This window comes from Desulfonauticus sp., assembly GCF_055126295.1.
Map to the genome: position 1 here is coordinate 1 of NZ_JBSRHE010000005.1, position 23,442 is coordinate 23,442.

At 39.4% G+C, this 23,442-nt stretch carries 26 protein-coding genes and 2 tRNA genes; 10 read left to right on the plus strand and 18 right to left on the minus strand.

Translation table 11 applies throughout. The features are described from left to right. On the plus strand, nucleotides 1–598 hold a 598-nt coding region (locus tag ACTCIM_RS04205; RefSeq protein ID WP_472313982.1), incomplete at its 5' end, for a flagellin. 103 nt (nucleotides 599–701) lie between these two features. Here the strand turns inward: ACTCIM_RS04205 and rnc are convergent. Then, nucleotides 702–1,430 carry a ribonuclease III gene (gene rnc / locus ACTCIM_RS04210; RefSeq protein WP_472313983.1) on the minus strand — a complete coding sequence of 243 codons (729 nt, stop codon included), beginning with the start codon at nucleotides 1,428–1,430 and terminating at the stop codon, nucleotides 702–704. Nucleotides 1,431–1,606: 176 nt separating this feature from the next. Here rnc and ACTCIM_RS04215 point away from each other — a divergent pair, with 176 nt between their 5' ends. Then, nucleotides 1,607–2,668 (plus strand): phosphotransacetylase family protein, encoded by a 1,062-nt coding sequence (locus ACTCIM_RS04215; protein ID WP_472313985.1) that lies wholly within the window; start codon nucleotides 1,607–1,609, stop codon nucleotides 2,666–2,668. A gap of 41 nt (nucleotides 2,669–2,709) precedes the next feature. Here the strand turns inward: ACTCIM_RS04215 and rnhA are convergent, their stop codons facing one another. From rnhA to ACTCIM_RS04245, 6 genes are read right to left on the minus strand one after another with little or no spacing between them, the layout of a single operon-like run. Beyond that, nucleotides 2,710–3,171: a ribonuclease HI gene (rnhA, locus tag ACTCIM_RS04220; RefSeq protein WP_472313988.1), complete on the minus strand. Its 462-nt coding sequence runs from the start codon at nucleotides 3,169–3,171 to the stop codon at nucleotides 2,710–2,712. Continuing rightward, nucleotides 3,164–3,637, minus strand: coding sequence for a TPM domain-containing protein (locus ACTCIM_RS04225; protein WP_029969897.1), 474 nt, complete (start codon nucleotides 3,635–3,637; stop codon nucleotides 3,164–3,166). The genes rnhA and ACTCIM_RS04225 overlap by 8 nt, the downstream gene beginning before the upstream one ends. Nucleotides 3,638–3,650: 13 nt before the next feature. Beyond that, nucleotides 3,651–4,883, minus strand: a complete 1,233-nt coding sequence (locus tag ACTCIM_RS04230; protein ID WP_472313990.1) for an ABC transporter permease — start codon at nucleotides 4,881–4,883, stop codon at nucleotides 3,651–3,653. Nucleotides 4,884–4,909: 26 nt separating this feature from the next. Next, nucleotides 4,910–5,590 carry an ABC transporter ATP-binding protein gene (locus ACTCIM_RS04235; protein ID WP_029969893.1) on the minus strand — a complete coding sequence of 227 codons (681 nt, stop codon included), beginning with the start codon at nucleotides 5,588–5,590 and terminating at the stop codon, nucleotides 4,910–4,912. 9 nt (nucleotides 5,591–5,599) lie between these two features. Next, nucleotides 5,600–6,820 (minus strand): HlyD family secretion protein, encoded by a 1,221-nt coding sequence (locus ACTCIM_RS04240; RefSeq protein ID WP_472313992.1) that lies wholly within the window; start codon nucleotides 6,818–6,820, stop codon nucleotides 5,600–5,602. A gap of 4 nt (nucleotides 6,821–6,824) precedes the next feature. Then, on the minus strand, nucleotides 6,825–8,195 hold the full coding sequence (locus ACTCIM_RS04245; RefSeq protein WP_029969888.1) for a phosphomannomutase: 1,371 nt from the start codon (nucleotides 8,193–8,195) through the stop codon (nucleotides 6,825–6,827). Nucleotides 8,196–8,312: 117 nt separating this feature from the next. Between ACTCIM_RS04245 and ACTCIM_RS04250 the strand changes: the two genes are divergently transcribed. From ACTCIM_RS04250 to ACTCIM_RS04280, 7 genes are all read left to right on the plus strand, one after another. Beyond that, nucleotides 8,313–9,395, plus strand: coding sequence for a GAK system CofD-like protein (locus ACTCIM_RS04250; protein WP_472313994.1), 1,083 nt, complete (start codon nucleotides 8,313–8,315; stop codon nucleotides 9,393–9,395). Nucleotides 9,396–9,479: 84 nt separating this feature from the next. Beyond that, nucleotides 9,480–10,532 carry an FtsH protease activity modulator HflK gene (hflK, locus tag ACTCIM_RS04255; RefSeq protein ID WP_464278576.1) on the plus strand — a complete coding sequence of 351 codons (1,053 nt, stop codon included), beginning with the start codon at nucleotides 9,480–9,482 and terminating at the stop codon, nucleotides 10,530–10,532. Between the two features lie 4 nt (nucleotides 10,533–10,536). Continuing rightward, nucleotides 10,537–11,391 (plus strand): protease modulator HflC, encoded by an 855-nt coding sequence (gene hflC, locus ACTCIM_RS04260; protein ID WP_464278575.1) that lies wholly within the window; start codon nucleotides 10,537–10,539, stop codon nucleotides 11,389–11,391. Nucleotides 11,392–11,474: 83 nt separating this feature from the next. Next, nucleotides 11,475–11,882: a preQ(1) synthase gene (gene queF / locus ACTCIM_RS04265; protein WP_029969873.1), complete on the plus strand. Its 408-nt coding sequence runs from the start codon at nucleotides 11,475–11,477 to the stop codon at nucleotides 11,880–11,882. A 132-nt stretch (nucleotides 11,883–12,014) separates the two neighbouring features. Beyond that, nucleotides 12,015–12,088, plus strand: a tRNA-Gln gene (locus tag ACTCIM_RS04270). A gap of 6 nt (nucleotides 12,089–12,094) precedes the next feature. Further along, nucleotides 12,095–12,172, plus strand: a tRNA-Glu gene (locus tag ACTCIM_RS04275). Between the two features lie 267 nt (nucleotides 12,173–12,439). Continuing rightward, nucleotides 12,440–12,574, plus strand: a complete 135-nt coding sequence (locus ACTCIM_RS04280) for a hypothetical protein (RefSeq protein WP_464278574.1) — start codon at nucleotides 12,440–12,442, stop codon at nucleotides 12,572–12,574. 123 nt (nucleotides 12,575–12,697) lie between these two features. On the opposite strand, the gene lpxC is transcribed toward ACTCIM_RS04280, so the two are convergent. The 10 genes from lpxC to ACTCIM_RS04330 form a co-directional block, all read right to left on the minus strand. Beyond that, nucleotides 12,698–13,624, minus strand: coding sequence for a UDP-3-O-acyl-N-acetylglucosamine deacetylase (lpxC, locus tag ACTCIM_RS04285; RefSeq protein ID WP_464278573.1), 927 nt, complete (start codon nucleotides 13,622–13,624; stop codon nucleotides 12,698–12,700). Between the two features lie 135 nt (nucleotides 13,625–13,759). After that, nucleotides 13,760–14,608, minus strand: coding sequence for a peptide chain release factor N(5)-glutamine methyltransferase (prmC, locus tag ACTCIM_RS04290; protein ID WP_472313997.1), 849 nt, complete (start codon nucleotides 14,606–14,608; stop codon nucleotides 13,760–13,762). Between the two features lies 1 nt (nucleotide 14,609). Continuing rightward, nucleotides 14,610–15,674 carry a peptide chain release factor 1 gene (prfA, locus tag ACTCIM_RS04295; RefSeq protein ID WP_472313999.1) on the minus strand — a complete coding sequence of 355 codons (1,065 nt, stop codon included), beginning with the start codon at nucleotides 15,672–15,674 and terminating at the stop codon, nucleotides 14,610–14,612. Then, nucleotides 15,664–16,584 carry a DUF1385 domain-containing protein gene (locus ACTCIM_RS04300; protein WP_472314001.1) on the minus strand — a complete coding sequence of 307 codons (921 nt, stop codon included), beginning with the start codon at nucleotides 16,582–16,584 and terminating at the stop codon, nucleotides 15,664–15,666. The genes prfA and ACTCIM_RS04300 overlap by 11 nt, the downstream gene beginning before the upstream one ends. A 3-nt stretch (nucleotides 16,585–16,587) precedes the next feature. After that, nucleotides 16,588–16,812 (minus strand): 50S ribosomal protein L31, encoded by a 225-nt coding sequence (gene rpmE, locus ACTCIM_RS04305; RefSeq protein WP_029968360.1) that lies wholly within the window; start codon nucleotides 16,810–16,812, stop codon nucleotides 16,588–16,590. Between the two features lie 160 nt (nucleotides 16,813–16,972). After that, nucleotides 16,973–17,629, minus strand: a complete 657-nt coding sequence (locus tag ACTCIM_RS04310; protein WP_472314003.1) for a redox-sensing transcriptional repressor Rex — start codon at nucleotides 17,627–17,629, stop codon at nucleotides 16,973–16,975. Between the two features lie 92 nt (nucleotides 17,630–17,721). Next, on the minus strand, nucleotides 17,722–18,045 hold the full coding sequence (atpE, locus tag ACTCIM_RS04315) for an ATP synthase F0 subunit C (RefSeq protein WP_029968356.1): 324 nt from the start codon (nucleotides 18,043–18,045) through the stop codon (nucleotides 17,722–17,724). A 56-nt stretch (nucleotides 18,046–18,101) separates the two neighbouring features. After that, nucleotides 18,102–18,806 (minus strand): F0F1 ATP synthase subunit A, encoded by a 705-nt coding sequence (gene atpB / locus ACTCIM_RS04320; protein WP_472314005.1) that lies wholly within the window; start codon nucleotides 18,804–18,806, stop codon nucleotides 18,102–18,104. Nucleotides 18,807–18,809: 3 nt separating this feature from the next. Next, the gene (locus ACTCIM_RS04325; RefSeq protein ID WP_029968345.1) at nucleotides 18,810–19,226 is read right to left on the minus strand and encodes an ATP synthase subunit I; all 417 of its coding nucleotides are present in this window, start codon (nucleotides 19,224–19,226) and stop codon (nucleotides 18,810–18,812) included. Next, on the minus strand, nucleotides 19,210–19,458 hold the full coding sequence (locus tag ACTCIM_RS04330; RefSeq protein ID WP_029968342.1) for an AtpZ/AtpI family protein: 249 nt from the start codon (nucleotides 19,456–19,458) through the stop codon (nucleotides 19,210–19,212). The genes ACTCIM_RS04325 and ACTCIM_RS04330 overlap by 17 nt, the downstream gene beginning before the upstream one ends. Before the next feature lie 248 nt (nucleotides 19,459–19,706). Here ACTCIM_RS04330 and ACTCIM_RS04335 point away from each other — a divergent pair, with 248 nt between their 5' ends. Further along, a complete protein-coding gene (locus ACTCIM_RS04335; RefSeq protein WP_472314007.1) occupies nucleotides 19,707–22,142 on the plus strand; it encodes a Lon protease family protein in 2,436 nt (811 codons plus the stop codon). 1 nt (nucleotide 22,143) lies between these two features. On the opposite strand, the gene ACTCIM_RS04340 is transcribed toward ACTCIM_RS04335, so the two are convergent. Then, a complete protein-coding gene (locus ACTCIM_RS04340; RefSeq protein ID WP_464278567.1) occupies nucleotides 22,144–23,436 on the minus strand; it encodes a TolC family protein in 1,293 nt (430 codons plus the stop codon). Between the last annotated feature and the right edge of the window lie 6 nt (nucleotides 23,437–23,442).

Genomic DNA, 23,442 nt, shown 5'->3' on the forward strand with positions numbered 1-23,442 from the left:
GATTATTGACTCTGAGTATCAGGCCATGGCTTCAGAAATTACCCGAATTGCCAATGCCACAGACTTTAATGGCATTTATCTCTTAAATGGAAACCTCTCAACAAGTGCGGTTAACCCTGCTGACTGGGGAAGTAGCCACAATGGTGCTGGCTTAACTCCCACAGGTCCCTTAAAGATTCACTTTGGTACAGGTAATGATTCTGCAGAAGACTATTACTACATTGCCATTCAAACCGCCACAGCCTCTGCCTTTGGCCTGGGTAATGCTGCTGCTAGTGGTGCTGCTGGTTATACCATTTCCACCCAAAGTGCTGCTCAAGCTGCGTTAAATCAGATTAATGAAGCCATTGTTTCCAAGGATAAGATTAGGGCTGCTCTGGGAGCACTGCAAAATCGTCTGGAGAACACCATTACCAACTTACAGATTCAGGCGGAGAACCTGCAGGCTGCAGAATCTCGTATCTCTGATGTAGATGTAGCTACAGAAATGACTGAGTTTGTCCGCAATCAAATTCTCACTCAATCTGCAGTAGCCATGCTGGCTCAAGCCAATAGTTTGCCCAGAATGGCCATGCAACTTATAGGTGGTGGAGCTTAGTTTTAAAAATTAGTCAAAAAAATGACCAAAGGCTTGTAGCAAAGGGAGCTTAAATGAATTTTAAGCTCCCTGAAAAACTTTGGTCAGGAATCACTTGTAAGTATTAAGAGTTATTTTTGATATTTAGCTCTTTTTGCAAGAAGAAAAGGGCTTTCTTGGCTGCTTGTTGTTCTGCCTTTTTTATGCTGGGAGCCTGGGCAAAGAATTCTGGAAATTTTTTGGAGGGAAGGGTGAGTTTTACTTTAAAGGTTTTGGCATGATCAGGCCCGAAACTATCCACTAAAGTATAGATAGGTCTATCTCCAAATCTATCTTGAGTTAATTCCTGTAAAAGGGTTTTGTAGTCCTTTTTTTCCTCTAGCTCTTCAACTTTTTTAGGCCAGAAAGGTTTTAGCAAGTAGGCAACTATTTTTTGGGTCAGAAAAAAGTCCTGGCTATCTAAATAGATTGCACCAAGAATGGCTTCTAAAGTGTCTGCCAGGATGCTTTCCCGTTTTCTTCCGCCTTGTTGTTCTTCTCCTTTACCCAACCTTATAAATTGTCCCAGTTTAATTTTATGAGCAACTCTGGCTAGACTTTTTTCATTAACCAAAAAAGCTCTAGCTTTAGTAAGCTTACCTTCTTCTGCTTGAGGAAAAGAAAGGTAGAGCAGATGAGATACAGCCAATTCCAATACTGCATCTCCTAAAAATTCCAGGCGTTCATTATCTTCAGTTTTGCTTTCATTGGCATAAGAAGTGTGGGTTAAGGCCTGCTCTAATAACTGAGAATTACGAAAAGGATAGTTTAGGTATTCTTCCAGTTCGCTTAAATTGGATTTGTGTTTTTTCATTTTTTAGTTTAAGCACTCCTTATTAGATAGAGATAGATTTTTCATATTGTTATTTGAAGTAAAATTCAATATTCCTTTTACCTTTAAATTTTATCCTCTCACCAGGTTGGTGCTTGGAGGATGGATAAGTTCTTTTTATTAGGAAACTAAAGTAAACACGTGAAGGAGGCACAAACATGGTAAGTCTCTATATTGGCTCTACTTCTGGGTATTCTGGTAAAAACTTAATTACCATGAGTTTAGCTCTTTATTTTCAGAAAGAAGGCTATAAAGTGGGATATATGAAACCAGTGGGAGCTATGCCCAAGAAAGTTGGCGACAAGCTGGGAGACGAAGACGCTCTATTTATGCAAGAAATTCTGGGGCTTTCAGAAGATCCAGAGAAACTTACTCCAGTGGTGGTAGACCATGACTTCAAAATCCAGGCTTTTAGCGGTAAATGTGAAAATCTGTTGCAAAAAATAAAGGAAGCTTATGCTTTGCTTAGCAAAGACAAGGATATTATGCTGGTATCTGGCTCTGGAAGTATGTATTCTGGAAGGTATTGTAATGTAGATGGCGTAAACCTGGTGAAAGAGCTGGATTGCAAATCCATTGTAATTGATCGCTATGACAAAGAACTCAATTACGACTATCTGGCAGTATTAAAAGATGAATTAAAGGACAGGCTTATTGGGTGTGTGTTAAATGATATTCCACCTTCTTTTAATGAAGAGCTAAATAAAATGATAGTTCCCTTTCTGGAGAGTAAAGGGGTAAAGGTTTTGGGTATTATTCCCAGGGATCCCTTGATGGGAGCTATTAAGATAAGTGACCTGGCCAAGAGACTGGGTGGTCGGATTATTGTTGCCAATGAAAAGGCAGACAAGGTCGTAGAAAACTTTTTAATTGGCACCATGCAGGTGGAAAACTTTATGACCCACTTTAAGAAAAATCCCAAGGCAGCAGTAATCGTGGGTGGTGACCGTTCAGATGTACAGTTGGTAGCTCTGGAAGGAAATTGTCAGTGTTTGGTTCTTACTGGAAATCTATATCCCAACGACATTATTATGACCAGGGCAGAAGTTCTGGGAGTGCCTATTATTTTGGTTCGAGACGATACTTATGTAGTGGCTCAAAAAATGGATGCTATTTTGTCCAGGGTAAAGCTAAGAGATGTTATTAAGGTACAACATGGGACCAAATTGGTAAGCTCTTTACTGGATTTTGATTACATTAAAAAGCAACTTGGTCTATAAAAGAAGTAAAAGTTTTGGGCAAAGTAAAGGAGAAAAAGAACCTAGTTCTTTTTCTCCTTTTTTATTTTTTCTGCTGCTTGTTTGGCTAGAAAATCGCAGCGTTCATTTTCTGGGTGTTGGTTGTGTCCCTTAATCCAGTGGAAGGTAATTTGGTGCTTTTCTAATAAAGGCAAAAGTCTCTGCCACAGGTCCTGGTTTTTTACAGGCTTTTTGGCGGAATTTTTCCAGTTGTTTTTTTGCCACTTTTCCAGCCAGCCCTCATTTAAAGCTTTGGCCACATATTGAGAATCTGTGAACACTTCCACTTCACAGGTGGTTTTCAGGGCCTCCAGGCCTGTGATTACTGCCTCTAGTTCCATTCTATTGTTGGTCGTGTGAGGATGAGCCCGGGAAATTTCCTTTTCTTTATCCTTATAACGCAAAATAATTCCTATGCCGCCAGGGCCAGGGTTGCCCAGAGAGCAACCATCTGTGTACAGATAGACTTTGGGAAGTTTAGCCAAGGTGCTCTACCTTTTTTTGAATTAAAACCAGGGCAGAGATAAGTCCTTCAGGCCAGTTGTTGTTTTCAAAATAGGGCTGAAAGTGTTTTTCTTGTAGATAACGGATAAAGTCCAGTCCCACTGCTTTTTCCAGAAGAGGAGGAAAACGCACGATAACTTCTTTTTTGCTGGGGGCAAGGCCAATAAATAAGGTTCGTTTATCCAGTTTGGGAATGTAGATGTGTTCGTAGGTAATTTTTAGCCGTAATTTAAGTCCATAGTTTTTTTCCAGGTAATGGGCAAAGTTATAAATAACTTTTTTTTCTTCAGTACTGAGAGTTTTGGTCTGGTCCCAGAGGGATTGTTTGTTTTTTATTTTGGACAGAGAATATTCATAGTTTTTCCAGAATAAAAAAGCTGCTCCTCCAAAAATAAAGGCCAGCAATACTCCTTTGACTATGGGCCTAAAGGTGTTTTTATGAGACATAATTAACTCTTTATTAACTCTTTAATACTTCCAAGGGGCTTATGTTTACAGCTGTCTTGGCTGGCTTAAAGGAAAAGCCAATCCCAATTGCCAGGGCACTAACCAAAGATAAGCTAAAAGTTTTTAAAGAAAATTGCAATGGTATGAGATTGAGTTTGTTTAAAAGCAAACCCAACCCATAGCCCAATCCCAGGCCTAACAGCCCACCCCAGAGGCAAAGCAAAAGGGATTCTAAAAGCACCTGGGCTAGAATAAGCTCTTTGGGATAACCTAGAGCTAGTTTGAGGCCTATTTCCTTTTTCCTTTCTTCTATGTTGAGGTAAAAAAGATTGGCCAGGACAAAGCCGCCTATAATGCTGGTAATACAGGCTGTAAGGCCTAAAAAAAGGACCAGTCCACCTTTGAGCATGGAGAGAAATTTTAAAATATCCTGGGCTGTTAAGATGGTAAAATCATTGGGCTCCTCAGGACGAAGCTTGTGGGTATAACGCAGTAAGCTTTCCAGGTTTTGCGCATAAAATTGCATGTTTTCAGGAAAAAGGAATTTAAGTCTTAGAGCGCGGTAATAGGTTCTGTTTAAGTTAAACCGCTTGGTAAGGGTGGTAAGGGGCATGATGAGGCGTTTGTTTATGTCTCCACTGCCTCCAGAAAAATCTCTTTCACTTAAAACTCCAACTACTTGCAGGGGAAGATTTTGCACAAAAAGGGTTTTGCCTAAGGGATTGGAATCTGGAAAGAAAAAACGAGCTAAATTGGCCCCGATTAGGGCAACTCTCTTGGCCCTTTTATAGTCGTCTTCGTTGAGGTCTCGTCCCTCACTTAAAGGCCAGTTCCAGGAATCAGCATAATGGGCGGTGGAGCCTATTACTGAGTTTACTTGCATGTTTTTATCCTTGTAACGCACCTGGATGTTATGAATAGCCCGCATGGGCACTGCCAGATAGACTCCTGGCAAATGTTCTTTTATGGCCTTTAGGTCCTGTAAACTTAAAGTATAGCGGCGTTGTCCCAGGGCCCTGGAGTAAATATCACCTCCCAAGACAAATACTGCATCTGGCCCAAACCAGTTTACAATCTGTACGGCCTTTTTCTGGGCTCCATCAATGGAAGAGATAACTATGCTGATGGAAGAGATACCAAAGGCAATGGCCATAAGCACAAAAAAAGTACGCAACTTATAGGCTAAAAGGGATTTTTGGCCCAGCCAGAAGAGAAAGGAAATTTTTTTTAGCCACAGGTTAAGCATATTAAAAGGATAGATTTTCTTGTTATCTATTTGGTTAACTTTTGACTGACAATTTGCCCGTCTTCTAAAATAATACTTTGCCTGGCAAACCCAGCTACTTTGGGATCATGGGTCACTAAAATTATGGTCTTACCCTGGTCGTTTATCTTTTGAAAAATGTTTAAAATCTCTTCGCCAGTGCGAGAGTCTAATTGTCCAGTGGGTTCGTCAGCCAGAATTATCTCTGGCTCGTTAATCAGGGCCCGGGCAATGGCTACGCGTTGTTGTTGCCCGCCAGATAATTGAGCAGGTTTAAAGTGTAATCTATCCTGAAGGTTTAAAAGGGCCAGTAAGTCCCTGGCTTTTTTTTGGCTTTGTTTGCTGTTTTTGTTGTACAGGGTGGGGATAAGTACATTTTCCAGGGCAGTTAGATAGGGAATGAGAAAAAAGTGTTGAAAAACAAAGCCCAGTTGCTGGTTGCGAATTTGGCTAATCCTTTCTTCACTGAGTTTAGTCACCTCTTCTCCTTTAAAGAAATAACTGCCAGAAGTGGGGCTATCTAAAAGCCCCAGGATGGAAAGAAGGGTGGATTTGCCAGAGCCAGAAGTTCCTTGCAGAGAAATAAAATCCCCTTTTTGTACGGTTAAATCAATTCCCTTTAGAACTTCTATTTCCACTTCTCCTTGTTTAAAGACCTTTCTTAGGTTTTGGGTTTCTATTAAGTTCATAGGGAAAACTTACTGAGCAGACTTACTCTGGCCCAGGACCACCTCAGTGGCCACCAGGTCACCTTTTTCTAAGCCTGTAATTACTTCACTATAATTAAAGCCTCTTAAGCCCAGGGTGGGGGAAAGGGGTTTAAACTCTTTGCCAATTTTTTTAAAGACCACTTCTTTTCCTTTAACCCACTTGAGAGCCTGGTTGGGAATCCTGAGTACATCTTGTTTTTCAGCGATTTCTATTTGGCAGTGAGTGGTCATTTCTGGTCTTAGATATTTAGTCTGGGCTAAGGTGAGGGGCACGAGAGCAAGATAGTAAACAATGTTGTCCCTGATTTCAGGTTCTGGATAAATGGTTTTAATCTTGCCCTCAAAGGTTTGTTGGGGAAAGGCATCCACCCAAAAGCGTACCTTCTGACCTGGTTTTACCTGTCCCACATCTGTTTCATCTATGTAGATGCGCATTTCCAGTTTGCTGGGGTCTAAGATGGTAATAAGATTGGCTACCTGTAATCCTGCGACTATGGTTTCTCCCTTTTGAGCAGTGACCTGGCTTACATAACCAGTAAGAGGGCTTTTAATTTCCCGAAAACTCTTTTCCACTAAGAGTTCTTTTAAATTGGCCTGCTCTGCTTTTAGGTTTTCTTTTAATTTTTTCTGGGTGTAAAAAAATTCTTTTTCCAGTTCTTCTTTGGCCAAACGGTTGGCTTCCAGTTCCTCTTTTTTGCTTTTAAGATTTTTTACATATTCTTCTAGCTCAACCTGGGCTACCAGGTGTTGTTCAAAAAGGCTCTGGTACCTTTGAACTTGTTTTGCCCAAAAATCCACCTCTGCCTGGAGCCTGGCAATATCTTTTTCCTTTTGGGCTATTTTTAAGGGATAAGTGTGCTTGAGATTGGCCAATTCTAATTCCAGGGCTTTGATTTTGGCCTTACTATTTTGAATTTGGGCCTTGATTTTTCTTTGGTCTATAAGGGCAATAATGTCTCCCTTTTTGACCAGATCTCCTACCTGGACCTTCATTTCAGTAATAAGGCCTGTGGCCTGGGCGCCTATTTTGACAATTCCACCTACCTGCGACTTGATTATGCCAGTTACTTGCAGGATTTGTTTTACACTACCCCTTTCCACCTGAGCGGTGGATAAGACCTGGATTTTATTGGAAGATTGGGGCCAGAAAATATAACTGGCCCCTAAAATCAGAACAACAGAGATAAAAAGTAAAATTATTTTTTTCATTTAGTTAGGCTTCTTCTATCCATTGTTTTAAAGGATTTTCAATGAGGCTACGAATTTCTTCCAGGCGTTTTTCTGATTCTGCTTCAAAGCGCAAGACCAATACAGGCTGGGTATTGGAAGCCCTAAGCAATCCCCAGCCGTCTGGAAAAACAATTCGCACTCCATCTACATCAATAACTCCATACTGGTCTTTAAAATAGGTAAGGGCCTTTTGTACGACCTTAAACTTTTTTTCTTCTGGGCAATCCAGGCGAATTTCAGGAGTGGTAATGGTTTTAGGCCAATCTCCCAGATAGGAGCTTAGTTTTTTTTCTGGATTCTGGCTAACTATTTTGACCAGCCTGTAGGCTGCATAAATGGCATCATCAAAACCAAAATAACGATCAGCAAAAAACATATGTCCGCTCATTTCTCCAGCTAAAAGGGCACGCTCTTCTTTCATTTTGGCCTTAATTAAGGAATGCCCTGTTTTCCACATAATGGGCCTGCCCCCGTGTTTTTCAATGTCCTGATATAAAAGGTGAGAGCACTTTACTTCCCCAATAATGGTTGCACCTGGTTTTTCCTTAAGTAGTTCGCGGGCAAATATGGCTAGTAATTTATCCCCGTAAATGATGTCTCCCTTTTCATCCACTACTCCAATGCGATCAGCATCTCCGTCCAAACCTATGCCCAGGTGACAATGTTCTTCTCTAACTTTTTGCCTCAGGTCTTTGATATTTTCCAGCACTGTGGGGTCAGGATGGTGGTTGGGAAAATTGCCATCTGGCTCACAATAAAGCTCTATCACTTCAGCTCCAGCCTTTCTTAAAATTTCTGCGCACACTTTTCCGCCAGTTCCATTGCCGCCATCAACCACCACTTTGACTGGATGGGCAAACTTTCCCTGGTTGACGATGTGGCTAATATAAGAGGGCACAATGTCTAGCTCAGTAGCCATTCCTTTGTAGTTGGGAAGAATAAATTCTCCACTTTTCATGATTTGATAAATTTTTTGAATTTCCTCCGTGTGGATAGTGGAATCACCAGCCCAGACTTTAAAGCCATTGAATTCTGGTGGATTGTGGCTGGCTGTAATCATTATTCCAGCCTGGAAATTGAGCGTTCTGGCTGCAAAGTAAAAAAGTGGAGTAGAGACCATATTTAAAAAGATTACATCCATTCCTGTTTCTGTAAGCCCTTCGATGATACATTGCTGGTAAAGAGGAGAAGTATGGCGACAGTCATGGCCTACTACGGCCCTTTTTATACCCTGTTGGCGAAAATAAGTACCACAGGCAAGCCCAAGGGTCTTTACCCATTCTGGGTCAAAGTCCACATCCACAATGCCTCTAATGTCATAAGCCCTAAAAACTTCTGCCTTTATTTCTTTCATCTCTTAAACTCCTTTTTTTAGGTCAAGCATACCTTTAACCTTTTTTAAAGACAAGAGAAAAACAAAGTTGTCTTAAGGATAAAGTTATTTTATTTAGATTTAGTTATGGAAAAGGGAATGCTTTTTTTTAGTGGGGGCACAGCCTTAAAAAAACTCAGTATTTTTTTAAAAGAAAAAGTGTTTTCTGTGCACCTGCTTACTGCTTTTGATTCAGGTGGAAGCTCTGCTGAGATAAGAAAACACTTTCAGGTTTTTGCCCTGGGTGATTTACGCAATAGGCTTTTAAGCCTTATGGATATCTCTTCTGAGGCGCAAAGGAATAAACACAAATTCCTTTCCTATAGGCTGCCCCAAACCAGATCCCCTGAAGCTCTCCGGGAAGAGTTTAAAACCATTGTCCAGGGAGAGCATCCTCTGGTCTTAACTTTATCCAGGGAAGATAGAGAAGTGATTCTTTTCTATTTACAATATCTTTATCCAAGATTGCCCCAAAACTTTTCCTTAGCTAAAGCCAGTATTGGTAATTTGTTTTTACTTGGACTTTATTTACATAAGCAAAAGGACTTAAATTCTTTTTTGGAGTTTAGTCATACTTTTTTACAGATAAAGGGACTGGTTAGACCTATAGTGGATGCCAGCCTGGACCTTTTGGTGTATTTGGAAAGTGGAGAAAAGATACTTGGCCAACATAAAATCACAGGTAAAGAATGCCCGCCTTTAAAGAAAAAGATAAAAAATATTTATCTTTACGACAAACAAAAAAAAGAAATAGTAAGACCAGCAATTGCCAGAGAAGTGCGTCAATACATACTAAAAAGCAAACTTATTCTTTATCCCATGGGCAGTTTTTTTTCCAGTATCCTTTGTTCCTTGCTGGTGGAAGGCGTGGGCAGAACCATTGGGCAAAGTAAGGCCAGAAAAATATTTATCCCCAACCTGGGAGAAGACCCCGAACTCTATGGCTATTCTTTATTGGAGCAGGTGGAAAAGTTGGTTGAGGTTTTAGAGGTGGAAAATTGGTGGCAGGGAGTAGAGATTGTACTTTTGGATAAAAAACATCACTTTTTAACTGCACAGGAAAAGAAATTTTTAGAATCCAGAGGAATAGAGATAGTCTTTAGAAATCTGGTTTCTCCAGAGTCCTTTCCCTATTATGATGCTTCACTTTTGGGAAATACCTTACTTGGTTTTTTAAGTTGATTTTTCATTTTAGGGTTTATTGACTACTTATTTAGGGTATGTAAAGAACATTAAAAGTTTAAAGTTCATGGAAGGAGATAGTTTATGAATTGGGATTGGGAAAAATTACAACAACAAAGAGAAAGGCAGGGTTTTACGCCCAAAGGGCCAGATTTGGGTGATTTTAAAAGTAAGTGGTCAGAATGGAGAAAAAAACTTCCAGGTGGTTCAATCCTTTTGCTTATTGTCTTAGTTTTATGGGGACTTAGTGGAATATATATTGTAGAGCCTGATGAAGTGGGGGTTGTGCAGCGTTTTGGTAAATTTCATAGAATTACTACTCCTGGACCTCATTATCATTTTCCTTTCCCCATTGAGAAAGTGCAAACTCCTAAAGTTACTCGTATTCAGAGAATAGAAATTGGTTTTCGAACACTATCAAAATCTCTTATAAGTAAGAATATACAATATAGACTTGTACCTGAAGAGTCTTTGATGCTTACTGGTGATGAAAACATTATAGATGTTCAATTTATTGTTCAATATCAAATAAAAGATCCTAAAAATTATCTTTTTAATATAGCTGACCCAGAAAAGACAGTTAAGGATGCAGCTGAAGCTGCTATGCGAGAAGTAATCGGTTATAATAAAATAGACTCTGCTCTTACTTCAGGCAAACTTGCTATTCAAAATGATGCAAGAGAACTTTTGCAAACCATTTTGGATAAATATAAAAGTGGGATCAGGGTAGTAGCAGTACAATTACAAGATGTACACCCCCCAAGGCAGGTAGTGGACGCCTTTAAAGATGTGGCCAGTGCCAAAGAAGATAAAATTAGATATATAAATGAGGCAGAAGCCTATCGCAATGATCTTATCCCCAAGACTAGAGGTGAAGTGGCTGCTATTATTAACGAAGCCATGGCTTATAAGGAAAGTGTGGTGCGTAAGGCCAGAGGTGAAACTTCCAGGTTTTTATCTGTGCTTAAGGAATATAAAAAGGCCAAAGATATTACCAGAAAAAGGCTTTATTTGGAAACCCTGGAAGAAATTTTGGCCAGTCCCAATGTGCGTAAGATTATTTTTACCGATAAATCTCTGGAGAGGGTAGTGCCTTATTTACCTTTAAATAAGCTGGAAAAGAGAAAAGGAGAATAGATTTATGAAACTTAAAGTTTTTTTTATTATATTAAGTTTTATTCTGGCTCTTGGGCTGTGGCAGTCAGTGTTTATTGTAGACCAGAGAGAAAAGGCCTTGGTTTTGGAATTGGGTAAGCCTGTAAGCGAAGCTTTGGGACCTGGTTTGCATTTTAAATTGCCCTTTATTCAAAATGTCATTTATTTTGATGCCAGGGTCCTGGAATACGATGCTCCACCAGCTGAGATTTTAACCCAGGACAAGAAAAATTTGGTAGTGGATAATTATTCTCGCTGGAGAATCAAAGATCCTTTAAAGTTTTATCAAAGTGTTAGAACTGTTAGCCAGGGTATTTCACGCATAGATGATATTGTTTATGCAGAGTTACGAGTGGCTTTGGGGCAGTATTTGTTAACAGAAGTGGTTTCTTCCAAGCGCGCAGAGATAATGGAAAGAGTGACCAAAAAATGTGATGAACTTTTGGCTAACTATGGAATTGAGGTCCTGGATGTAAGAATTAAGCGTGCAGACTTGCCACCAGAAAATGAAAAGGCTGTTTACAATAGAATGCGAGCAGAAAGGGAAAGGCAGGCCAAAAGATATCGTTCTGAAGGACGAGAAGAAGCTACTAAGATCAGGGCTCAGGCAGATAAGGAAAGGACTATTATGCTGGCAGAGGCTAAGCAAAAGGCTGAGCAATTAAAGGGTGAAGGAGAGGCTGAAGCTACGCTGATTTATGCCAAGGCCCTGGAGCAAGACTCTGAATTTTATCAATTTACCCGCTCTTTGGAAGCCTATAAACAGAGTTTAAGTAAGGATACAGAGCTGGTTTTAACTCCCAATAGTGAATTTTTTAAATACTTAAAAAGTAGTAAGTAAGGTGGTAAAAAGCTTATTTGGAGCCAAAGAGAACAGGAAAAAAAGAGATGTTAGAGAAGAATAAAAAATAAGGAGGAAGAAGCGTGTTTGATGATGTTTCAGGGTTAAAACTACTTGGGAAGAGTAAAACAGAATATCCTTCCAAGGTTTCTCCAGATATTCTGGAAACTTTTCCCAATAGATTTCCAGATAGGGACTACTGGGTGACCATGATAAGCGATGAATTTACTTCCCTTTGTCCCATGACTGGACAGCCTGATTATGGCACTATTCTTATTCGTTATATTCCTGATAAAAAATGTATAGAATCTAAATCCTTAAAGTTTTACCTCTTCAGTTATCGCCAGGAACCTACTTTTATGGAAACAGTGGTAAATCGTATTTTGGATGATCTGGTTAAAGTGTGTTCACCTAAGGAGATGCAGGTTATAGGTAAGTTTAAACCCAGAGGTGGAGTAATTATTGAGGTGGAAGCCAATTATAAAAAGTAGAAAAAAAGATTGACAAGCATAGCCTTTTTTGGCTAGAAGCACCTTTCCTTTGGACGAGGACAGTTCTTTAAAAAAAGAAAAAAAAGATTGACAAAAAAAGCACCTGCCAGTAAGAAGGTTTCCTCGCTTACTTGGGGGATCGTCTAATGGCAGGACGACGGGTTCTGGCCCCGTTAGTCAAGGTTCGAGTCCTTGTCCCCCAGCCAGAATGCGTCCCCATCGTCTAGCCCGGTCCAGGACATCGGCCTTTCACGCCGGTAACAGGGGTTCAAATCCCCTTGGGGACGCCAAAAAAGAAGAAAAGCCTCATCTCTTAGGTGAGGCTTTTTTGTTTTTTTCAGAAGATAGGTTTGAGTGATACTTTTCCAGCCTTAAAAAACTATTTTTTCAATAAAATAACTTACCAGTTAAGTTGTTTTCATCTCTCAAAAAATAATTGTTTTTTTGGGTCTCTATCTAAATTTATCTATTTTTTATAAGAATTTTTGGGTTTAATTTTCAAAATCTTGTCAAAAAGAGTAAAATGTTTTTTTTACTTAATTTTTTAGGTAAAAGAGATGGTTCAAAGAAGATCAAATTATGAAGAGGATATTTCCAGATATAGTAATATCTTCCTGTTTGCCTCCCTGGTTTTGGCTAAGGTAAATATAAATATAGCTAGTGAAGAAAAGTTATCCTTTTCCCACATATAGGAACAGTTAAGGCAAAAAATATCAAATTATAGAGAGAGTCAGAAGAAAACACTTCTAGAGAATTTATTAAAGGTAAACTTACTTTTTATAATACCAAATCTTGCTGGAGTAGAGAATTTTACTCTACATATTTAAAACCACTTCTGGCTCGGCCTCAAAAACAGGCTTTTTCTTGGGAGCCAGGTGTTTTTCTTCGCTTAAGGTTATTTCTGTTAAGTAGTGGTCTTTATTTTCTAAAAGAAAGCGTACAAAGTGGTTATTAAAGGCATGGCCAGAGCAGGAGACCTTAAATTCTCCCCATAAAGGCATACCAATTAACAGAATGTCTCCTAGAAAATCCAGAATTTTGTGCCTAACAAATTCATCTTTAAAACGAAGACCATCGGTGTTGATAAGGCCATATTCATCCAGAACTAAGGCATTCTCTAAAGAACCACCTTTGGCCTTGCCAGCCTGTTGGAGCATTTCTACGTCTTTTAAAAAACCAAAGGTTCTGGCCTTGGCTATTTCTGTAACAAAACGCTCTGGAGAGTTTATATAGGTGTAGGTTTGCCTGCCAATTAGAGGATGGGGAAAATCTATTTCATAGTGAATTTTTAAGCCCTTATAGGGTCTGGCTTCGATTTTTTTATTTCCGTTTTCTATTTTTAAGGGTTTAGTTATCCCCAAAACTTTCTTGGGAGCGTTTTGTTTTTTTAGTCCTACAGAGCGCATTAAAAAAACAAAAGAAGTAGCACTACCGTCCATTATGGGTAGCTCTTCTCCCTCTACTTCAATGTAAAGATTATCTATTTCCAGACCTTGAATGGCACCTAAGAGGTGCTCTACTGTGGCTACCTGTTTGTTGTCTTTGCTCAGAGTTGTAGCCAGAAGGGTATCTGAGACATAGTAAGGGTTTAGATCCAAACTTACCCTTTCTCTACCTTTTTTTAACCAGAAAACAATTCCTGTATTTTCTGGAGCTGGTTTCAGGGTAAGATTTACCTTTTTCCCTTCATGTAAACCTATGCCTGAACAGCTAATATCTTTTTTTATAGTCTTTTGACGCATTATTTTTTCCTTTTAGAATTTTAAATTTTCATTCCTAAAAGCAAGAAGTGTGCCTATTCTAACTTATTAAAATAATTGTATATTTTTAACTAAAGAAAGGCAACTAACTGTTGTTAAAAAGATAACTGTTGTTTTTTAGCAATGGTTTTGGACAAAAACAAATCTATTTCGTCCTGCAAGGTCTTTAATTATCTTTAGGTTAGGAAAGGAAGAGAAGATGGTTTTCAAATCTTCTTTTTGCAAGGGAGAACATTCAGCTATAAATATTCCTCTGGGTTTTAAAGCTTGTTGAATTAAACGCTTTAGGAAGGGATAAAATTTTAGCCCCTTTTTTCCGCCTAAAAGGGCTAGATGAGGTTCGTATCCTTTGACTTCCAAAGAACTCTTTTCCACTTCCTCATAGCTAAGATAAGGGGGATTACTTACTATCAGGTCTAATTGTTTTTGGAAGAAAAAGTGGGTTAAGTTTCCTTGAACCAGAAGTAACTGTTTTTTTAGGTTGTATTTGTTTTTATTCTTGGAGGCTACTTGTAGGGCTTTAGCCGAGAGGTCCAGGCAAATTCCTTTAGCTAGAGGAAATTTTTTAGCTATGGTGATGCCCAGGCAACCACTCCCAGTACACAAATCAGCAAAAATAAATTTCTGGCTGGGTGAAAAGTACTCCTGTATAATGTCTATAATTAATTCTGTTTCTGGTCTGGGAATGAGTACGCCTGGAGCTACTTCCAGTTCCAGGTCATAAAATTCTTTTTTACCCAGGATATAAGCTAGAGGCTCACCTTTTTCTCTTCTCTCTATAAGTTCCCAAAAGTGTTTTGCTAGATTAGGTGGTACGGGCTTTTCTGGGTAAGCGTATAGATGCTCTTTGGTGACCTTTAAGAGATGGGCTAAAATTAAATCTGGCGCTAGATAAGCGCCTTCAATGTTTTTTTGGTGTAATCTTTGTTTGGCTGCGATTAAAAGCTCTTTAATACTAGAAGACACACTAGCTTATAGCCTCTGCTTTTAGGGCTTCTGCTTGAAAGAATTGGATTAGAGGATCGATAACTTGATCCAGTTCTCCTTCCAGGACAGCTTCTAGGTTGTATATGGTCAGGTTAATTCTATGGTCAGTAACTCTTCCCTGGGGAAAATTATAGGTTCTGATTCGTTCTGATCTATCTCCACTACCCACTTGAGAGCGCCTGTTTTCATCCAATTCTTTTTTTTGTTCTTCTTGTTTTATTTGCAAGAGGCGAGCACGCAGCACCTTAAGGGCTTTGGCTTTATTTTTGTGTTGAGACTTTTCATCCTGACAGGTAACCACCAACCCTGTGGGGATGTGAGTGATACGCACAGCAGAGTCTGTGGTATTTACGCTTTGCCCGCCAGGCCCTGAAGAACGATAGACGTCTATTCTCAAATCATTTGGATTGATTTCAATATCTACTTCTTCTGCTTCAGGTAAAATGGCCACAGTTACAGCTGAGGTATGGATTCTTCCCTGGGATTCAGTGGCTGGTACTCGTTGGACTCTGTGCACTCCTGATTCGTATTTTAAACGGCTATACACCTGTTTTCCCGAAATATTGGCAATTATTTCCTTAAAACCTCCAGTACCAGTTTCATGGGAATCCATGATTTCCACTTTCCAGCCTTTTTTTTCTGCATACCTGGAATACATGCGGAAGAGGTCTGCGGCAAAAAGAGCAGCCTCTTCTCCGCCTGTACCAGCTCTTATTTCCAGGATGATATTTTTTTCATCCAAAGGATCTTTGGGTACCAGGAGGATTTTTAAACGTTCTTCCAAGGCTGTTAGTTCTTTTTTGAGGGTCTTTATCTCTTCTTCTGCCAGGTCTTTTAACTCTGGGTCCTTGAGTAGTTCCTGACTTTCTTCTAATTGTTGAGTTAATTTTTTATATTCCCTATAGGTAGTTACAATTTCTTCTAACTCTGCGTGTGCTTTGGAGACTTTTTTATATTTTTCCTGGTCTTGAAAAATATCTGGAGCACTTAGTTCTTTTTCCAGTTCAATAAATTTTTGTTCCAAACTATCCAGTTTAGCCAGCATAATTTCCTCTCTCTAAAAGGTTCTCCAGGGCTGCTACTGCAACCTCTATTTGTTTTTCATCTGGTTCTTTGGTGGTGAGAAGTTGAAAAAAAAGTCCTGGCAAACAAAGTAATTTGCACCACCAGGTGTTTTCTTTTTGGCTGGCCAGTTTAATAGTTTCATAAGCTAGTCCACTTATGGGAACCATGAGAATAATTTTTAAGCCCACTGCGATTAAATGGCGCAACCAAAAATTCTCTACTGGAAAAATTTTGAAAAATAAAGGTACAACAATGGTAAACAAAATAATGGATAAAGCCAGGACAAAAAGCAAAAAGGATGTGCCACAACGAGGATGTAGCCTGGAAAATTTTTTTATATTTTGAGGAGTAAGCTTTTCCTGATTTTCAAAAGCGTGAATGGTTTTGTGCTCTGCTCCGTGATATTCAAAAACTCTTTTGATTTCAGGCAAAAGAGAAATGCCCAAAATATAAAGGATAAAAATAATAAACTTGCTTACACCATCCCCAAAATGAAAAGAAAAGGAGTTTAAATCTCCACTAATCCCCAGTTTATTCAAGAGCAGGGAAATTCCATGGGGAAGAAAAACAAATAACAATAAACCAAAACCTAAAGCCAAAACCAGGCTTAATATAAGTGTCCAGGAAGGAAGTTCTTCTCCTTCTTCCTCAACAATGGTTTTAGTGGAAAAGTTTAAGGCCTTAATGCCATTTACCAGGGTTTCTAAGAGGATAAAGAACCCTCGAATCAAGGGCTTTTTTTGCCACTTTTTTTTACTTAGACTCCACCACTTTCTGGTTTCAACAATTATTTCCCCTTTAGGAGTACGCACAGCAATAGACAACCAGTCACGGAAACGGAGCATCACTCCTTCCATGACTGCTTGCCCACCTATGGAAACATTGGCCATAGATTATTTTTCTTCAGAATTTTCTTGGAATTTTGCGTATTTGCGACGAAAACGATCTATTCTTCCAGCGGTATCTACAAATTTTTGCTGACCAGTGAAAAAGGGATGACAGTTGGAGCAAATTTCCACCATAATCTTTTCACCAGCTGTAGACTTGGTTTCAAAACTATGACCACAGGAGCAAACCACAGTAGTATCATACATCTTGGGATGAATGTCCTTTTTCATAACTAAACCTCCTCAAAGAAAAAAACTAAAACTAAAGAGGATATTAGTTAGCCAAGAAAAATACTCTTGGCAAGTTTTTTCTTTGGTCCCTTTTTTAGTTCAAAGTAGTTGAATATTATTGAGCAGGTGGTGCTTTTAGAAAAATGAAAAAATAAAGGCACTAAATATATAGGCCTTTACTCTGGTTTAACGAAATTTGAAAGGCAGTGGAAAAGAGATGGTTGATAAAATCTACATATTCTACCACTACATTTTCTGGAGCAGAAATGCGAGTGGGAGCAAAATTGACAATACCTTTTATTCCACCTTTGATTAAGTTGTTGGCAGCTCTTTGAGCCCGTTCTGGAGGAGTGGTGATAATACCTATTTCAGCATTTAATTCCTGAATTTTATCTGGTAGGGTACTGGAGCAAAAGACCTCTAATCCTGCTACTTCTTCCCCAATTTTAAAGGGGTCACAGTCAAAGGCTCCTACGATAACAAAGCCCCTTTTTCTGAGTACATTATGTCTGAGAAGGGCTCTTCCCAGATTACCTACACCCACTAAAACCACATTCCAGACGCGATCCAAGCCCAGACTTTTCTTGATGGCTTCTTTTAACTCGTAAATGTAATAACCAACCCCTCGAACTCCAAATTCCCCAAAATACGCCAGGTCCTTACGAATCTGAGAAGGGTTTACCCCGCATTCTTGAGCTAATTTTTCCGAGGAGATAACCTTTTCTCCCTTTTGTTCTAGAGCTTCTAATTGCTGAACATAAAGGGCCAGCCTGGTAATTGTGGCCCGGGGAATTTTTTCATTCTTCAGGTTAAACATTACCTTGTTCATGATAGTGTGAAATTTTTAACAAATACTTTCTCAAAAAAAAGAGGAAAGCCTTTTGTAGGCTTTCCTCTGATTGTTTTTTATTAACCCAAGAAAGGATTAGCAAAAAGAAGAATCAAGTTAACAACCAAGGCGTAAATAGCCAAGGACTCGATCATGGCCAAACCGATGAGCATGGTAACAGTGATTTTACCACTGGCTTCAGGGTTTCTAGCAGTACCTTCACAAGCAGCCTTAAGGCCAAGGCCCTGACCAATACCACAACCAGCAGCAGCAAGAGCCATACCCAAAGCAGTAGCAATAGAAGTTAAGGAAATAACTTCAGGAGCAGCTTCAGCAGCAAAAGCTACGCTAGCCATAACGATGAAAGCCAAAGTGTTTAAAGCAACCATTAAAACTTTACGCATCACAAAACCTCCTAAGAATTTATAATTTTTGGTCAAACGACCATTCCCCCCGTAAATTAGTGAGCCTCTTCAAAAGCTCCCTTTAAGTAAAGCATAGAGAGCATAAAGAATACAAAGGCTTGAATAAAGTCAGCCAGCAAGAACAAGAAGTACATGGGTAAAGTGGAAACAATGGGAGCCAGGATAAAGAGCAGAGCCAAAACTATATCTTCACCCATGATGTTTCCAAAAAGACGGAGAGTAAGAGATAGAGGTCTGGCCAAATGACTGACCAACTCAATGGGCAACATAATAGGAGCCAGCCACCAGTAGGGTCCCATAAAGTGTTTAATGTATTTTACACCGTGTAGTTTAATCCCCCAGTAATTGTAGTAAAGAAAAACAAAAATAGCCATAGAGGCATTGGTATTGATGTTAGCAGTGGGTGCATCTCCACCAGGAATAAGACCACCTACATTGGAACAAAAGATATAGATAAAGAGAGTGGCCAAAACAGGAAATACTTTTCTTCCTTCTTCTCCCATATTGGCAACCACAAAGTCTTCTAAGGAGCCAATAATAAATTCAAAAAAGTTTTGCGCTCCTTTGGGCACCAAGGAGATGTTTCTGGTAGCCCTCCAGCCAAAGAAAACCAGAATTGCAATTACTGCCCAGGAGTAAAGCACATTGTTAGGTATTAAACTGTGCCCATGGGCATCCACTAGACCGACCAACTTTGCTGCTTCTTCTAAGAGAAACACTGGATGTAAACTGCCTGCCATTGATTATGCCTCCTTAAATTTTTCCCCAACTAGTATTAAGCCAAAAAGAATAACATTTAATAAAACTATACTTAACCCTCCTAAGAGGGCTATTATGTCCGCCTTGAGATAGACAATTGTTATAAAAAGAACGATTCCTGTAATAAAAAGCCTTAAATAAAACTGAAAAAGTAGAGCTGCTACAGCTCCTCTTTTGATATAAACCAATTCTTGAATCAATTTGGCCAAAAAATAAAAGTTAAAAAGCCCAAGCAAACTGCCGATGCTAAACTCCAGCCACCAGCTTGAAAAAAAAGGTAAAGTTAAAACCATTCCACCTAGAGAAAGGTAGATTTGATTGCGTACCAGTTTGCGTACACCTTCTACCTTAAAGTTTCTTTGATATAAAAATTTTTCAACCTTTTTATTTACTTTGTTCACGCTTTTTTTCTTCCTGCTGGATTTTTTTAGTCTCCAGGTACATATTTTTAAAACCAGCAGCAATGCCAAAAATTAAAAAAAGGATTAAGAACCAGGGTTTGGTATTTAGCCACTTGTCCAAATAATAACCAATCAACAGACCAACAAAGGTACAAGTGACCAGATGAATCCCAATAAGACTGGCTTTGCTTAAAGTTTGCCACAGGGCACTATCTCGTTTTTTAAAGAACATAAAGAGCTCTTTTCTCCTTGGGTTAACATACTTTTAGTTCGTTCAAACATTCACAATGGCAGGCTTCTAGCACAAGGTCTAGGTGTTAGTCAATTGGTGATTTGTTTTTTTCTTCACAAAAAGTTTTGTGTTTTTTTGTTAATTTTTTCAGTCTGTTAAAAAAAGAGCCTGTGCCAACTATTGCTTGCCTTTGGTCCCAGGAGTGTTTAGATTTTAAGTTTATCTTTATTCTTTAGGAGGGAAGTTCTTTGGAGGGATTAAAAAAGCAAAATGGCACTAAAAGGAGATGCGAGCTTAAGGTAAATGAGCTTAGAGTTAAGTTGCCAGCAAGTGAGATTCCTTTTTTAGATAGCAGTAAAGCCTTTAAACCCAGGTTGGATGTGTTTCAAAAGAGGGCTTATCAGGCTTTAAAGCTAGCTCTGGAAATAAAGCAAAAGGGCTATAACTTATATGTTTCTGGAGAGCAAGGAGTAGGCAGGACCTATTTGGTTAGAGAATTTTTGAGTACCTATTTGCCCAAGGGTACTCCTCCACCGGACTGGATTTATGTATACAACTTTGAAAATCCAGATGTGCCCAGGGCCATTAGTCTTCCAGCCGGACAAGGTAAAGCTTTTAAACAGAAATTAAAAAAGGCTATTGAAGAGCTTAAAAAGACTATTCCCAGGGCCTTTGAACAGGATGCTTTTATAAAGAAACACGATGATTTGATTCAGAGTTATCAGGATAGTAGAGATGATTTGCTTAATAAAATGGAAGAAAAGGCTCAAAAAGATGGTTTTAGTCTGAATATGGATGAGGAGAGTATTACTTTATATCCTGTCTTTGAAGGGAAAGTAATGACTCCTGAAGAATTTGAGCAACTTGAGCCTGGAATTAAGAAAGAATTGCGGGTTAAAAGCAACAAGGTCATGGAGGTGCTTTTAGATTATACCCGCAAGATGGGAAAGGAAGAAGAAGATTTTCGGCAAAGTGAACGCAAATTGGAACAAGAAGTTGCCTCCAAAAAAATCAAGCAGGCCCTCGACCCTGTGGAAAAGGAATTTGGCCAGTTTCCCAAACTAAAGCAATTTTTAGGAGAATTAAAAAAGGACATTTTAGAAAATTTAGAAGAATTTCGCAAAAAAGACAGCCGTGCTTCTTTATCCCAGGATCTCTTTGGCGGGGGAGAAGATTTTTTTCAGCGCTATGAAGTAAATCTTTTTGTGGATAATTCCTGTTTAAATGCTCCGCCCATAATTGTGGAGGATAATCCCAATTATTTCAATTTACTAGGGTGTATTGAACGCGAAACTGAGCTGGGAACTTACTATACGGATTTTACCCTGCTTAAAAGTGGGAGCATCCATCGGGCCAATGGGGGATTTTTAATCCTCAAGGTGGAAGACATCTTAAGCCATCCTTCTTCCTGGGAAGGTTTGCTCAGGGCCTTAAACAAAGAGGTAGCAGTACTGGAAGATCCAGGAGACCAATACGATCTCATTCGTACCAAAACCATTGCTCCTGAACCAATTCCTTTGGAGTTAAAGGTGGTTTTGATTGGTACAGATGAACTTTATGAATTGCTTTATGAACAGGATGAACGCTTTAGAAAACTATTTAAGCTAAAGGCTCACTTGCAAAGTACAGTTTATAGGACCAAAGAAAATATTGTAAACTATGCCTGTGTGCTTGCAAAGATTGCCCAGGAAGAGTCTTTAAAACCTCTTACCAAAGATGGATTAGCTGAGTTGGTAGATTTTTCTAGCCGGTTGTGTGGAGATAAGGAAAAGCTTTCTTTACATTTTTCCACCTTAAAGGAGATAATGTTAGAAGCCCACACCCTGGCTTGTAGTAAAAAGAAAAAAAAGATTGACGCAGCTTGCCTGAAAAGGAGTTTACGCAATAGAGAGTTTCGCCTTAACCTGTACGAGCAGGAATTTATGGAAGATTACGATCGGGAATTGATTAAAGTAAAGACTTCGGGCTTTGCTGTGGGGCGGGCTAATGGTTTATCTGTGGTAGAAGTGGGGGATTATGTTATGGCTTTCCCTCACCAGATTTCCTGTACTGTTGGAGTAGGACATGGGGGAATTATTGACCTGGAAAGAGAGGCTGAGCTGGGAGGTCCTATTCATACCAAGGGCATGATGATTTTGAAGAGCTATCTACAAAACCTCTTTGCCCAGGATAAACCTTTGGTGCTTTCAGGAAGCCTTTGTTTTGAACAAAGTTATGCTCACATTGATGGAGATTCTGCCTCTGGAGCAGAGCTGGCTGCCTTATTATCTGCCCTGGCCAGGGTTCCTCTTAATCTTTCTTTGGCTTTTACTGGAGCAGTGAATCAGGCTGGGGAGATTATGGCTGTGGGTGAGGTCTCCAAAAAAATAGAAGGTTTTTTTGCTGTTTGTGTGCGCAGAGGCCTAAGTGGCGAGCAAGGAGTTATTATCCCCAGGGATAATGTGGTGCATTTGATGTTAAAGGATGAGGTGGTGGAGGCAGTAAAGGCCGGGAAGTTTCACATTTATGCTGTTTCCACCATTGAAGAGGCCCTGGAAATTTTAACAGGCAAAAAAGCTGGTAAACCTTTGGCCAGAGGGGGATTTAGTCCTAATTCCATCTATGATCTGGTAGATAGAAGGCTAAAAGAGCTCGCCTATCTGGCAGAAAGAAAAGTGGGCTTTAGAAAACGGAAATCCACTTAACTTAAAAAGAAAACTCCTCTTTTCCCATGGCCTTATTGAGATTGGCCAGGGCAATAAGATAATCGGCCATGGCCTGGATGTAATTGGCTTCAGCCTTGCTTAATCTGGCCTGGGCGTCTAAGACATCGGTGTTGGTGCCTACTTTGGCTTCATAACGGGCCTGGGCCAGACGGAAACCCTCTTCAGCTTCAGCCAGACCCTTTTTAGCCACTATGATGCTTTGTTTTTGGCTTTGCACTTTGAGGTAGGCAGCTTTTACTTCAAAGGAGAGAGTGTTTTTTAGATTTTGATATTCTGATTCCAATCTAAAGATATTGCTTTGGGCCTGTTTTACCTTATAAAAGCTCTGACCAGATTCAAAAAGATTCCACTTCAACCCTACACTTACCTGCCACTGACTGGGATCTTTAAACTTGGTGCCATCTACCCGGGGATCTTCTCCATATCGATAGTAATCAAAATCAGCCTCTACCTGAGGGTAAAAGCTACTTAAGGCCAGTTTTTTCTCTTTATGGGCAATTTCCACGCTTTTTTGGGCTAAAATAAGATCTGGCCTATTTTTCCAGGCTTCTTGCAAACATTCTTCCAGGCTCAGGTTTAAAGGTAAAAACTTTAACTCTCCGATGTAATTTTGCTCTTGAGTGATGGGAATATTTAAAAGGGAATTTAAAAGTGCTGCCTGAGTTTTTTGTTGGTTTTGAGCTGCAATAAGGTATTGCTCAGCTTGAGAAAGCTCCACTTGTGCCTGTAATACTTCTATTTTGGGTTTTAGGCCTACATTATAGAAGTTGGTAACTACCTGGAGATGGCTTTTTAATCTTTCTGTGCTTTTGAGGGCACTTTTGACTTCAGCTTGGGCTTTTAAAAAGTTGAAAAAACTCTCTTCTATTTTGTAAGCCAATTCTATCCTGGCTTGCTTGAGGCGTAGTCTAGCCTGTTCTTTTTCCAGCTTGGCCTTTTGATAGTCATTTAAAAGATAAAAACCTGTGAAAAGAGGCTGACTAAGATTTAAATTCAAAGTCCAGAGGTCTTGGTCTCCTGCTTTTTGCCCTTGACTCCTGGGTTCTTCATCTAAGTGAAGGTAAGAATAGTTAGTGGTTAAGGATGGTCCAAAACTTCCTCTTTTGGCTTTGAGGTTGTACTCACTGGCTTCTAAGGCCTGTTTATAGGCTTGAAGAGAGGGATTGTCCTTAAGGCCCTTTTCTAAAGTCTGCTGAAGATTGAGCGCTTCTTGTCCATAGGCAGGGGTTAGAAGAAAAAAACAGAAGAAAAAGAATATTAATTTTTTATACATAAAATC

Excerpts from the sequence above, each read along its gene's own strand:
- hflC (WP_464278575.1), top strand. The coding sequence starts at position 10,537 with ATGAAACTTAAAGTTTTTTTTATTATATTAAGTTTTATTCTGGCTCTT.
- hflK (WP_464278576.1), top strand. The coding sequence starts at position 9,480 with ATGAATTGGGATTGGGAAAAATTACAACAACAAAGAGAAAGGCAGGGT.
- ACTCIM_RS04280 (WP_464278574.1), top strand. The coding sequence starts at position 12,440 with ATGGTTCAAAGAAGATCAAATTATGAAGAGGATATTTCCAGATATAGT.
- ACTCIM_RS04250 (WP_472313994.1), top strand. The coding sequence starts at position 8,313 with ATGCTTTTTTTTAGTGGGGGCACAGCCTTAAAAAAACTCAGTATTTTT.
- ACTCIM_RS04230 (WP_472313990.1), bottom strand. The coding sequence starts at position 4,883 with ATGCTTAACCTGTGGCTAAAAAAAATTTCCTTTCTCTTCTGGCTGGGC.
- lpxC (WP_464278573.1), bottom strand. The coding sequence starts at position 13,624 with ATGCGTCAAAAGACTATAAAAAAAGATATTAGCTGTTCAGGCATAGGT.
- ACTCIM_RS04215 (WP_472313985.1), top strand. The coding sequence starts at position 1,607 with ATGGTAAGTCTCTATATTGGCTCTACTTCTGGGTATTCTGGTAAAAAC.
- ACTCIM_RS04300 (WP_472314001.1), bottom strand. The coding sequence starts at position 16,584 with ATGGCCAATGTTTCCATAGGTGGGCAAGCAGTCATGGAAGGAGTGATG.
- rnc (WP_472313983.1), bottom strand. The coding sequence starts at position 1,430 with ATGAAAAAACACAAATCCAATTTAAGCGAACTGGAAGAATACCTAAAC.
- ACTCIM_RS04235 (WP_029969893.1), bottom strand. The coding sequence starts at position 5,590 with ATGAACTTAATAGAAACCCAAAACCTAAGAAAGGTCTTTAAACAAGGA.
- prfA (WP_472313999.1), bottom strand. The coding sequence starts at position 15,674 with ATGCTGGCTAAACTGGATAGTTTGGAACAAAAATTTATTGAACTGGAA.
- atpE (WP_029968356.1), bottom strand. The coding sequence starts at position 18,045 with ATGCGTAAAGTTTTAATGGTTGCTTTAAACACTTTGGCTTTCATCGTT.
- ACTCIM_RS04330 (WP_029968342.1), bottom strand. The coding sequence starts at position 19,458 with ATGTTCTTTAAAAAACGAGATAGTGCCCTGTGGCAAACTTTAAGCAAA.
- ACTCIM_RS04240 (WP_472313992.1), bottom strand. The coding sequence starts at position 6,820 with ATGAAAAAAATAATTTTACTTTTTATCTCTGTTGTTCTGATTTTAGGG.
- ACTCIM_RS04340 (WP_464278567.1), bottom strand. The coding sequence starts at position 23,436 with ATGTATAAAAAATTAATATTCTTTTTCTTCTGTTTTTTTCTTCTAACC.
- ACTCIM_RS04310 (WP_472314003.1), bottom strand. The coding sequence starts at position 17,629 with ATGTTTAACCTGAAGAATGAAAAAATTCCCCGGGCCACAATTACCAGG.
- rpmE (WP_029968360.1), bottom strand. The coding sequence starts at position 16,812 with ATGAAAAAGGACATTCATCCCAAGATGTATGATACTACTGTGGTTTGC.
- atpB (WP_472314005.1), bottom strand. The coding sequence starts at position 18,806 with ATGGCAGGCAGTTTACATCCAGTGTTTCTCTTAGAAGAAGCAGCAAAG.
- ACTCIM_RS04245 (WP_029969888.1), bottom strand. The coding sequence starts at position 8,195 with ATGAAAGAAATAAAGGCAGAAGTTTTTAGGGCTTATGACATTAGAGGC.
- ACTCIM_RS04225 (WP_029969897.1), bottom strand. The coding sequence starts at position 3,637 with ATGTCTCATAAAAACACCTTTAGGCCCATAGTCAAAGGAGTATTGCTG.